This is a genomic window from Natronotalea proteinilytica (assembly GCF_055379935.1).
On the sequence record NZ_AP043947.1, the window covers coordinates 3,202,046 to 3,214,250 of the forward strand.

The window sequence follows — 12,205 nt, forward strand, 5'->3', positions numbered from 1 at the left end:
CGGAGTGAAGCATATCGACGCCGTATGGTTGCACTGCCGCCAGTCATGCGGGATCAGGATGGACTGGGTTGAGGGTGCGGGTTATTCCGCTGCCTCCTCCGTCTCTTGCCAGATCACCTCTACACGCATAACCGACGCCTCCCACAGCGCTGCGCTTTGCACTTTTGCCGTCTCCCATCCCGTGGCGGCCTGCTCTTTGACCCAGACGCGTGACTCAGGTGGAAGCACCCGCTCGTGTGCCTCCTGCACCGCCTCGACTGCCGGTATCGCCTCCTGCGTCTCAACAGGCAGCCACCCCGTCATGGTACCGTAAATGCCCGGCACATAGAACAGAAACAACCCAACGGCTACCGTTACCACTGTCCATTTCACCACACGCTTCACGAAGCGCCCTATCGCACAGAGCCCCCGCCATACCGCCGAAAAGAAGGCTCGGATGACGTTGTAGATCCAAGCAAACAGCGCCTGAACACCCTGTCCCGCACGGGTAGTACCTTGCTTGATGCCCTGCCAGACTCCCTGGATGCCACGTTGAAGTCCGGCCACCGCCCGTCCCATCGTTTTCTGAATGCGCGTCCCAATACCCGGACCACGTGCTTGCTCTCCCGGGGCCAATGGCCTTTCTGTAGTCTTTGTAGATGAGGACGTTGAAGAAGACCCTCGATCCGGCCACGGTGATGTGTTCTTCTCCTTCGTACGATGAGAAGACGATCTCGAACCCGATCGCGCCGGTGGAGGCTTCGTTTTCATCTCGGTGGACGGTGCTGTCGTCGCTGACTCCGTCGTGGAGGCCGACGAAGGCTTCGGCATCTGGTACGACCCATCGGGACGAGGCCGATTGTGGACTTCGGTATGCACCCACAACGCAACTGCATGGGCATGGCGCAACTGACGCTTCGCATCGCGTAATGTGCCGTCATTATCATGCACTGCAGCATTCCCAGCCCGGCGCATCTTGTGCAGCGGGTTCAAGATCGTACGCGATAATTCTTTAGTGGCTTCCAACCGCTCCAACCGATCAAACTGTGTAAGCTCAATCCAGTGCGTGGGGACGGACTGCTCACGAACGTATGACTTGGTGCATTGCTCAGCAAACGCCCGCAACCGTGTCAGGCACGCCACCGGATCGGTGTGCAGAAGCGCCTCCGCCGAGGTCGCCATATCATGCAACTCAGGATCGGTATCGGCCAAAAAGTCGAAGTTGGAGGCAGGCATAAAGAAATGGAGTCAGGTCACACAAAAGTCAGGGGGATGCGGAGAATTAGTTCGAGGGTGAAGCCGATGTCTCAAATGCAAACTGCCCCGCTTCGACAAGCCGGTAGCCCGCGCCGTCGGTCGTCAGGCGGGCCGGGGTCGCGTGAACCAGTTCAGCCGGATTGGCGTCGTCGTGGGCCGGGACTGCTGGTTCGAGCGCCTCAAAGGTCCCATCGCGGCGCGGCACCGGGAGCAGAAACGATGCACCCTGAATCTCCACCAGCCAGAACGTAGCCACGGCCCGGCGATCCTCAAACTGAAATGGAATGTCAGCCTCTGGCGTGTGGTAGATCGGCGACACGGTGGCATCGGGAAAGGTCTCCTGCACTGCCCGCTCGAACATGTAATAGCGCCCCACCATCACACGACCCTGCTGGCACCAAGCGCAGAATGCTTCACCCAGAAAGATGTGCGGTTCAGGAGGGGATTGCTCTTGCGCAGGGGCATTGTTCGATTCGGTTGTAGCTGTAGTAGATTCAGCATCTTCATCAGACTCAGGATCTGTTTCAGGTGCCGAATTGGAATCCGCACGAGACACCTCTCGACGGCGCTCTTCCTTAAGCTGGCGTAGGATTTCTTCGTATTCGGCAAGGTCATCAATCGAACTACTCTCACCTGCAGCATCACTTCTTTGACCCGAGTCATCATGTGATTGCTCTGATGAAATGGCTTCTTTGGAAGATGCTTGATTGGCTTCAGTTAGTTCGCCAGACAAATCCTCGGGCGACTTTTCTTTCTTCGATAACTTTGCCCCACCCCAGTAGACTACTTTCACAGCCCAATAAATCACCAGGCCGCCCCCGACAAGCATCAACCCAGCTCCTGCTAATACCCAGAGCCATGCTGCGTTATCCTCGGTAGTGTCCTCTTCTTCGGTTGATTCTTGGGGTTGCAAGATATTAGCAAAGGTAGACTGTGCCCACGCTGTATCGCGGACCTCGGCCATATCTATGGCACCCGTTGCAATGAGATCCAGACCTGGACCGGCTCGAACTCGACTTTCATAATACCGGCGTTCCAGACCGGGCGTGCGGGCCAACACATACACAACTCTGCTCGAATCGCCCCTTATCCGTACGTTTGCTGTACGCCCCCCTACAGTCAGCGAATCGATTGTCTGCTCTGGTGCCTGATCGGCCCGAACACGGAGCGTATCCTGCAGGACGTCGCGTCCTCCCCATTCATAAAGCGTCTGTGCAATCCGCCCTTCCTCATCGAAAACAATCAGTTCTGTTCCAGTAGGGAGCAGCCCTGTTTCTGCTTCGCTCGCATGATACGTTAGTGTCAGATGCACACTCCGCTCATTATCCGCCTGCGCCACACTTTCTGCCACCCATGCAAAACCCGTTACCAGACCAACAACCACCAGAGCCTGCCACACGCGGCGGCACGCAACAACCATTCTGCGATATGTGACAGACAAGCAATTAGTTACTGGCATATACGCATTCTTTTAAACCTGGCTAAGATAATTTTACAGTAAGGAATGTGAGGGATAATTCGTATCTGATTACACCTCTAAAGCTTAGCAGAGAGCACTTTGGGAGCCAATGTGATCGTTCTCGCCCGACGCGTATTTACAATTATGTAGTTCAGCAAAAATACGTTTACACCTTGTCATCGCGAGGAGGGAGCCTGCGACCGACGTGGCGATCTCATGCGTCAGTTGGAGCCGTCTATCTCGTTGAAAGACAAAAGATTGCACCCTAAAGACAGTTTCTCACTGGCGCTCCTCGCAATGACATACTCAAAGATACTTTTATCGGCCTACTTAACAAAGCACGTTGGGAATCAAACATCCAGAGGTTCTTACCCCGATGACGAAACAGACGCCTCAAACGCAAACTGTCCAACTTCCTCGACCTGATATCCCATGCCTGTAGCCACCACACGGGCCGGGGTCGCGTGAACCAGTTCAGCCGGATTCGCGTTGTCGTGGGCCGGGACCGCTGGTTCGAGCGCTTCAAACGTTCCATCGCGGCGGGGCACCGGCAGCAAAAATGAGGCGCCGTTGATCTCCACCAGCCAGAACGTCGCCACGGCCCGGCGCTCGGTGAACTGAAAGGGCGTGTCGGCCTCTGGGGTGTGGTAGATCGGCGACACGGTGGCATCGGGATACGCATCCTGCACTGCCCGCTCGAACATGTAATAGCGCCCTACCATCACACGACCCTGCTGGCACCACGTCCGGAAGGCGTCGCCGAGCGCCTCCTGGGTCTCGGCATACGCTGCATCGACTGGTTCGCTCGGATCCTCATGAGCAGGGGAAGTAGCGCGGTCAGTGCTCTCGGGCGTAGCCTGTGCTGCTTCAGGTAGGGTAGACTGCTTCGCTTTAAGCGCATTAACCATCTTCTGGAGCCTTCTATTTTCAGCCCCTAACGCAGCCATTTGCTGAGCCAATGCCGTGGTTTCTTGCTCCTCTTCATTTTCTTGTCCGGCCTGGACCACTTCAAGCGCTTGTTTGAGCTTTTTATCTTTCGCTTCGAGCGCATCGTTCTTTTTGGAAAGCATGATTTTGAGATCAGCTACGGTCTCTTGCAGCCGTTCACTCTCTTGCTCCGACTCCAACCCCTGACTGAGAGCCTCATCTTCTGCATCAGCCGGTGATGTTTCTGGTTTTGTGTTCATCTGCTCACGAGTCCTCGCATCGCGTTTCCGGACTTTCTCTTTGAGCTCTTTGACCTCTTCCCTTAACTCGGCAATGACCTCACCTTTGGGCATGTCATCTTCGCGTTCCCCCGCTACGATCTCCTGGGATTTCTGCTTCGACGATACGCCCTTCTTTCCCTCACCGGAACCCTGTGCTGGAGATTCTTCAACAGGCTTCGACTTCTTATCTGACGAAGAAAGAACCGCATCCCAAGAACGCTTCATTCTTCCTTTCTGCCGACGACGGTTTCTCTTCTTTTCTTTTTTCGAAAGCTCTTTCTCACTGCTCTCAAGTTTGAGAGCTTTCTGGAACTGTGGCTTTTCCTCTTTTTTGTCTCTCCCAGCATGATCTTTTGACTTCTCACCCTCCGCCTTGCTTGCTTGTAGTAAAAGAAAGACCAGAATGACAAGCATTCCGTAAACAGACCAGATAATTCCCCCCTGCAACCACCCCGAGTCACTGTCTTCCGGAGAAACAACCTCCTCAGACGTGATCGCTGCAAACACATTCTGTGCCCATGCAGCGTCATCCCCCTCAACCGCGATCATCTCCATGGTGCCTGTCTGGACAACATCAAGCCCGGCTTCGTATGCGCGGCGGCTTTCATAGAACCTATGGCTCTCCTCGGCATCATCAGGCACACGAGCTAGCACGTAAGCAGCAGTATTTCCATCCCCCACAATGCTGATCCAGCGTGTTTGCCCTTCAGTGTCAACCCGGTCGTAAACTCGTGCGAATAATTGTACAGATCGGTCTGTGAGAGAATCTTTCATGGCCTCACGCCCGCCCCAACTGCTCAGCGTTTGCGCGGCTGCTTGCTCATCCCAGACGACCACCTCTGTACCTTCGGGCAAGGTTCCCTCTGCTGCCACATCTTCGTGGTAGTTCAGCGTAAGCGGTACGCTGTTGTCATTACCCTGGGCCTGCACGGCGGCCGGTCCGGCCATCAGCAGGGCCACGCAAAGAACAGCGAGGCAGATCGCATGAGGCCACGATGCAAAGAACGGACGCTGCATATCGAACTGTGTAGATGAAAAGAGGCTACCTGACAGGCAGAGCTCAGACGTACATGGTGGTGCGACCGCAGTTTATGATAGACCGCTTTCACGAACCTCCGTTTTTCTGTAGATAGTCGCGGGCCTTGTAGACACCCCGGCGGGTGGCGTCGAAGAGCGTTACCGGTCCCTTGTGGCGCTTCATTCGTTTCGCGGCCTCGTGGAGCTGCTCGGCGCTTCCCGACAGGTTGCGTGCGCTGCTGTTCAACGTGTTGGTGGTGCGATCCAGACGGCTGTCGAGCTTCTCCAGGAGACGCGCCAGTTCTGTGCTGTTGGCGGATTCGAGTGCTTCCGCGACGGCCTGCAGTTCCTCTTGTACCAAGGCACTCATCGACTCAATGCGGCGCAATTCCTCATCGAGGGTCTCTGCATGTTTGTCTTGCTGCTTCTGAAGGAACTGGAGCTCACGCTTCTGATGGGTGTGGATCGTTTCGGCCAGGTTTTCTTGCTGTCCTTTGAGCACGCTCTCGATCCGCTCACGATGCGCCTCGGCATCCTGCAGGCTGTCGCGGGCCACGTCGCGAAGCTGCGCCGTGGTGCGTTGCAGGTTGCGCTCGACATCTTTGAATGAAGACGCAAGCGCATCGCGGTCGGCCTGGCTGGCATCGATGGCGTCGCCGACCATCGCCATGTGTTCGCGGATGGTATGGTTCAGATCACGGTTCATCTCGCTGATCGGGTTCGCCAGGGTGTGTCCGGCCCCCTCAATGGCATGCGTAACCTCCTCCACCTGATCAACAAACTTCTTGATGCTCAGCGCCATCTCATCCAGCTTGGCATACTGGCGCTGGAACGAACCGAAGTCCTGCATCATCGTGTTGATCTCGCTGCTCAGGTCGGCGAGCGAGGCTTTCATTCCCGTTGTAAGCCCCTCAACCGACGTGTTTAGCTCGGTGAGTAGTCCGCTGGTTTCCTCAATCAGATCGCCCATCGACAGATTCGGCGCTCGCATCTGCTGCAGTTCGACCAATCCCGGCACTACATCGGTCTGTATCGTTTCATCTAACTGGTCGATGTGACGCTGGCGCACCCGGTCCAGGAGCCCAATTACGATTAGAAAGAGGACCATGAGCACGAGCCCCCAAATCGTGCTCAGGAATGCCCCCCCGATATTGGTCATGATGAGGCCCATCTGATCGAGGAAGACTGTCGCCTCCATTGCATCGGCTCCAGCGGCCTCCCCGATGTCTTGCACCACTTCGTTGAGCTTCCACAGCGTGCCCAGCAATCCCATTAGCACGAAGATACCGGCCATGGAACGGGCGCTGGACAGCCGTTCAATGTAGGATCCGTATGCGGGGAGTTGCTCGATGTCGAACGTACGAAAGTCGCCATGCGGGAAGCGGGTCTTGAGTTGCTGCACAGCCTGCGACACCATCGAACTCGAAAAGCTGCTTTCTAATGTGCGCGAGCGTAGCGTATCTGGCTCGTTGTCCTCTTCGGTATCGGTTTCTTCGTCGGGCGCCTCATCAGGAGCTTCCTCGGCTGGAACCGCATCAGCGGTCTGGCGCTGCCGCTCTTTGGTTACTTCAATAACAATCCGTTCTTTGAGGTCGGCTGTATCGTGCTTCACCGAGCCTGTAGCCACCCGGTGAATTACCGGGACAAAGTAGGCCACTAAATAGATAAAGAAATATACGACTACCGGGAGGAGATAGCCCTCAATGCCAAACATACTGTGATTTTAATCTTTTGGGGATGCGAAACGAGAGACGTTATATGCTCTTGGGAAGGCCCCGTAACCGAGACATGTCTACTCAATGCGGCCTTTCTTTTCGAGGACGAAGCCACTGCCACGCTTTTTGAGTTCAGCGGGGCGGACGGTGTTGATCTGTGAGGGCGAGACGTTTTTCCCGTCAAAGCATTCGCCCAGTTCACGGAATCCATTGCGGGTTGGCTGTGGGAGAAGATACGCTGTGCCTCGGGCCTCAACCAGCCAGTACTCGACCGGATCTTGGGCGTTGTCGTCGAACACCAAACCCGCGGCGTTATTCTCGCGCATGATGCGCCGAAACGAGGCCGACGAAATCTCGCTCTCTACCTGGCGCCCGAACAACTGATACCGGTCTACCATCGCCGGGCTGCCCTTTGTGCACCATTTCTTGAATGCCTTCCCGATTTTATCGGCGGTGGATGGGCGCCGTGACTTGGATCTGCTGGTGTTAGACGATTGTGCGTGCTCTTTCGACGATGCAGGAACCCCATTCAACTGATCATGAAGCTTTCGAATCTTCGCATCGCGTTTCCGGACTTCCTCTTTGAGCTCTTTGACCTCATCCCGCAGATCATCGATAATCTCGGTTTTTTGAGCGCCCTTTTGTTGATTCGATGCTACGATTTCTTGAGACTGCAACCCCGACGATTCGCGTCCTTTTCCTTCTTCAGAAATCTGCGCCGGTGTCTCCACAGCAGGTTCCAAAGTCTCTCTCGATGAGGGAATGACAGCCTTCCAAAAGCGCTCCATTTTCCCTTTCTGGCGCCGTCGGTTTTTCTTCTTCTCTTTTTTTGAAAGGGCCCGTCCTGCAAGCAGTAATAAGACAATAAACGGCACACCAATTAATGCAGTGAGACCCCACCAAACCCACCCCCAGCCGCTCTCTTCCTGAAAGACCGAAGCCATCATCGCACGAGCTTTATCATCTTCTATTACATTCATCGTGATAGGCTCCCCCGTCACTGGGCCAAAGCCAGCCTCGCCCTCCCACACACTCTCATACAGCACCCGCTCGCCTTCGTCGTCTGTCGCCCGGGCCAAAACGTAAACAACTTTGTTGTTGTAGGCAGTGCGCTCAAACTGCTCCTCTGTGGTGCCGTCTGATACTGACGAGGGTGTATGGTCTTTCTCAATGATCGACTCGCGATCATCAAGCGGCTCAAAGTCGCGTCCGTCCTTTTTCCACACACGCACCTCCACCTCTTCGGAGAGTTGACCGTTGTCCTGCAGGTCGAGCGATGTTTCTATTACACGCTCAAAGGTGGATTTGGCCCAGGCGGTATCCTGTTCGCTTACAAGGTCCATATCCATGTTGCCCGATACTACCAGATCCAATCCCGGCCCTGACTCAACATCGGAGCCCCCCACCTGACTTTCGTAGAATCGGGCGTTGCCGTCTTCTGATATACGCGCTAAGACGTAAACGATCTGCCGCGGCTCTGTCGCTATACGGAGCAAATCTGTTTCCCCGTTCTCTCCTAACTCATCAAAGACCGCTCCGAAGTTATTTTTAGCCTCCTCTGCTAAGGTGGGCTGTATTTCGGAACGGCTGCCCCACGCGCTTAGGGGGGTGGCTCGTGTGCCCGCTTCATGATACACCAGCACCTCGGTGCCGGCCGGCAAGGTGCCCTCTTCTTCCACGTCTTCGTGGTACTCCAGCGTAAGCGGTACCCTGTTGTCATTCCCCTGGGCCTGCACCGCAGCCGGTCCAGTAATAAGCAGAGCAAGAACCAGGAAGAGTCCCATAATGCCCTGCACCAGTTTGGGGGAGCGGGATGCATGTGTAAACCGGTACACGTTAAGCATAGTCGTAAGTAGCGTCGAATGGGAGAGGGCCAACCAGACGGAGTTGTATTTACTGGGCGTACTGGTCGCGTACCGCGTCAATCAGGCCCGCAATTTGGGCCACGAAGAGCGGCTCCAGCGCAGGGCGGTCTTTCTTCGAAATGCTCTCAATGCCATCGGCCAGCTTTGCATTTTCGTAGCCGCGGTCTTTGATGCTGGGCACCGCTTGCCGGTACACACTGCTCTTGAGCTTGTCGGCCCACTCCTTGTGCGCCGCCGGAATCACCTTAAACTCGCGGTGCATGCCGTACGGAAGGGCCTTCTCCAGCGCATCCAGGAACCGCTCCAGATTTTCGGGCACCTCCACCGGCGGATCCATACGCACCTCGTTCTTGTGGATGGCCTGGTAGTATTCGACCAGCGAGCTGCTGAACGTCGTTTCAGTGTTGCCAACGCTCGGGTACCCTTCTTCGCCCGTAATGTTGGCGACGGGTACATCACGCAGTTCGCCCTTGTCGCTACTTTTGAGCAGTCCGAGAGCCACGGATACCTTCGGGGCAATCACGTTGTTATAGCGGTGCAGCCCGTCAAACTTGATGGGCAGGTCGTCATCTTCGACCATAGCACCCACCCGGAAAAGCTCCTCCATGATGCTGGAGAACTCATATTTGGTGTCCGTGAGCATGTTATACAGGCGGCTCCCGTTACCCGTGAGTGTGATTGTCACCTTCGACAGTGGGAAGGCTTCACCCTCCAGCTTGCCTTCAGAAGCCATTTTCATAAGCTGCCCGGCAAAGTACGCAAGCCCACCCATAAGCAGCAGGTTACTCAGAAAGAAGCCCTGAATGGCATCCCCCTCGCTGGCTTCGGTACGCAGGTAGTTCAAGATGCGGATAAGCAATTGGGCATCGTTCGAGCTATCCACATCAGTAATCTGCTGTAACAGCCCAAGCCACATTTGCAACGTCATGTCCCCATCACGTGGATTTGACGAGGGACTTTTAAATCCCTCAATGAGCGATGGGTCAATATCCGCGTACTCGCTTTCCCCACCCGATGTCATGCCAAGGACTTTCCGTTTGGCCCGTTGCTCAATCGCTTCCACGAACTGCGCACGGAAGGTCGGTGCTTCCTGAATAAAGTCGTTGATTTGGCCGGCAGCCAGCTTGAAAGAGGTTTGGAAGACCGGCTCTTGACGATCGAAAGCGATGATATCGGTCGTGCCGCCTCCCACGTCGAAGATTACGTGCTGATTATGATCGTCGACCACGTCGTCGCGGGCTGCTTCGCTCTCACTGGCCAGGTGGATGTTGGAAGTTACGGTGTCGCCCCACACCATATCCATATCCGCCTCAAATCGCTGACGGCGGTCGTAGTTAAACGACTTCGGATACGAAAAGTAAAGCTCAGTAATCGATGCATTTTGGGCGGCAGCGGTAAGCACAACTTGCTTGCGCAGGTGATGCATGAACACCCGAAGCCAATCGGTACGGGTCCACTTGATATCTTGCTTCAGCGAAAACCGTTGAGCTACATTCTGAATCTGTGGGAATCCTTTGATCAGACTCAACAGTGTCGGGTCAGCCAGTCCTACATTGTCGAAGTAGATGAGCCCGTTTTCAATTGCAAAGTTGTCATCTTCCTCCACTTTCTGTTGCTGGGTAAGCAACTGCGTTGGAAAATAGAGCTGTGACATCAAGCTCTCGTCCTGAACACCAAACTTGTATGGGAAGTCAAGTGCGGCGCTTCCTCCCTCACAGACATCACCAAACGTCGCCTTGTAGTTGGGTTTTTTCAACAGCGTGGTGGTAAGCACCGGCAGTGAGAGCGGCTCTGGGGGTCTATCTTCGGCTCGTTTGTGGGCAATGCATGTGTTCGAGGTACCAAAGTCGACACTCACGCTCCACTCGCTCGGGTTCTGACCGGCTCCACGAGGATCTTGCAGGTCCAGCAGGCAAAAGCCGCGCTCGGGCACGAAAAAGCCATCGGGTTTATCGGATATAGTGTAAAATGCGGCTTTTCCAGGGCTTGGCACCGCCCCCCTCCGGCTGGTTTCATCCCCCATCACCACCACATCGTCATGAATGCTCTTCACCACACGACCAGCCTGGGCAGCAAACGGATCGACGCGGCCAAACTCCCACGTTGGCGATAGTCGCACACGCGCATAGTAGGTGTCATCGGCGTGAGACGTATCCGCATCATTGTCAGAAATCAGGTGCCGCACCGCATCCAGGTCGTAGTTGGGAAAGAGACGCAGGTCAAACTCGTCGCGGCCTATCTGCTCATCCAATCGGTAGCGGCCTTTACCCACGGTGCTATAGAGTTTCGTGATTTTGACCTCCCCGAACTTGAGGGTCACAACGTAGTTTTGGCCGTCGCTGGAGAGATGCGCACTTAGGTTCTCCTGCAGAGCCCTCGAATCCATAATCTCCAGGATGTCCGGGTCCATCGGAATGAGGTAATACTCGGTAGTCCCTTCAAAATCTACCTCCATCCCCCGCCATTCTTCAGAGAACCCACCGTAGTCCTCCTTTTGCGTATCATAGCTGGTGACGAGCGTGAGGTAGGGCATGAACAGCCGATCCACAAAGAGATACGGCATGGGAATCGCGCCTTCACCCAGGTTCAGTGCCTGCCCCAGGTTCTCTCCTTGCCGGCTAAGGTGCTCTACGGCATCAGCAAAATCATTGCCCCCAAAGGCTCGTCCGTACAGTCGGGTGCTATTCGACAACAACTGCTCCTCGGTAACAACCAGACGCCCCTCATGTAGCGGCAGATCGCCCCAAATGTAATCGGGCTCGGCTTCTACAGCAAAGCTCAAGAAGGGCAACGGGATACGGCCTACCTGATCGGTAAGCGGATCGGTTATAACATCGACCCCATCGGGCGCTTCGACATTGCTTAGCTCTTCGCTCCACTGCTTCAACTCGTTGATAAAGTCGCTCGCATCGCGATCTTCCATCGCGATCTCTTTTTGCTGCAAGGCTTTTGTGTTGACGTTGCGAAGCACATGGCCGAGCCACACCTTTATAAGCCCACACACTTTATTTCGCGAATGGTCGGAGACGCGCATCTGATTTTTCTCATCGAAGGTGCGGCTGGTCGGGTCATACCAGGTGCCTTTCTCGGAATCGTACCAATAGAGTCCCGTAAGCGTCTTTGGAGCAGTAGCCGATGGATAGATTCCCGTAAGCGGCGAGCGTCCCGCCAGCACCTCTTCCTCTCCTTCTTCACTTACCACCGTATAGAACTGCACCGGATTCCATAGCTCTTTGCCGCCGGGTGTGGCTGACAAGGTGGGTACCAGTACCGAACTGACATCGCTTGCACCGTCTTCGAGCAGCTCTTTGCTCTTGGAGCGGATATCCAGATTCATCACGTTACGCAAGGCAAAGGCCGCAAGCAGACCGCGCATTGTGCGGCGGGCATCCTGCTGCAGCGCCTCCCGCCCATCGGATGCTGCTATCGCGGCCTCGTCGCCTCCGGCCGTCCCATTGGACGACTCACCAATCGAGTGCTGAAAGAGATTCGCATAGAACATGTACGCGCGCGATACTGGCGATGGAATGCGACCCTCGGTAGCGGCACGACGCACCTCCATGTTGTCGCCGATGCGCTGGAGGAGGTCAGCCGACTCATAGGTGAACCCATCGGGATTGGGATTCGCGACATTGTAATCTGAGGAAGCGTCGGGAAGAAAAGGGGACTGGGACATAATTCAGTAGGGTTGGATTATCTTACAGT

At 55.3% G+C, this 12,205-nt stretch carries 6 protein-coding genes; all 6 read right to left on the reverse strand.

The window, feature by feature from the left end:
• Positions 1-81: 81 nt before the first annotated feature.
• The 6 genes from ACZ5AL_RS12745 to ACZ5AL_RS12770 all read right to left on the reverse strand — a co-directional run bounded on the left by ACZ5AL_RS12745 (position 82) and on the right by ACZ5AL_RS12770 (position 12,176).
• Complete coding sequence (locus tag ACZ5AL_RS12745; protein WP_464510848.1) at positions 82-1,215, reverse strand: DUF4145 domain-containing protein; 1,134 nt, start codon at positions 1,213-1,215, stop codon at positions 82-84.
• A 46-nt stretch (positions 1,216-1,261) separates the two neighbouring features.
• Positions 1,262-2,656: a hypothetical protein gene (locus ACZ5AL_RS12750; RefSeq protein ID WP_464510849.1), complete on the reverse strand. Its 1,395-nt coding sequence runs from the start codon at positions 2,654-2,656 to the stop codon at positions 1,262-1,264.
• A gap of 407 nt (positions 2,657-3,063) precedes the next feature.
• Positions 3,064-4,920 carry a hypothetical protein gene (locus tag ACZ5AL_RS12755; protein WP_464510851.1) on the reverse strand — a complete coding sequence of 619 codons (1,857 nt, stop codon included), beginning with the start codon at positions 4,918-4,920 and terminating at the stop codon, positions 3,064-3,066.
• Between the two features lie 88 nt (positions 4,921-5,008).
• A complete protein-coding gene (locus tag ACZ5AL_RS12760; RefSeq protein WP_464510852.1) occupies positions 5,009-6,634 on the reverse strand; it encodes a MotA/TolQ/ExbB proton channel family protein in 1,626 nt (541 codons plus the stop codon).
• A gap of 78 nt (positions 6,635-6,712) precedes the next feature.
• The gene (locus ACZ5AL_RS12765) at positions 6,713-8,479 is read right to left on the reverse strand and encodes a hypothetical protein (RefSeq protein ID WP_464510853.1); all 1,767 of its coding nucleotides are present in this window, start codon (positions 8,477-8,479) and stop codon (positions 6,713-6,715) included.
• Positions 8,480-8,528: 49 nt separating this feature from the next.
• Positions 8,529-12,176 carry a hypothetical protein gene (locus ACZ5AL_RS12770; RefSeq protein ID WP_464510855.1) on the reverse strand — a complete coding sequence of 1,216 codons (3,648 nt, stop codon included), beginning with the start codon at positions 12,174-12,176 and terminating at the stop codon, positions 8,529-8,531.
• Between the last annotated feature and the right edge of the window lie 29 nt (positions 12,177-12,205).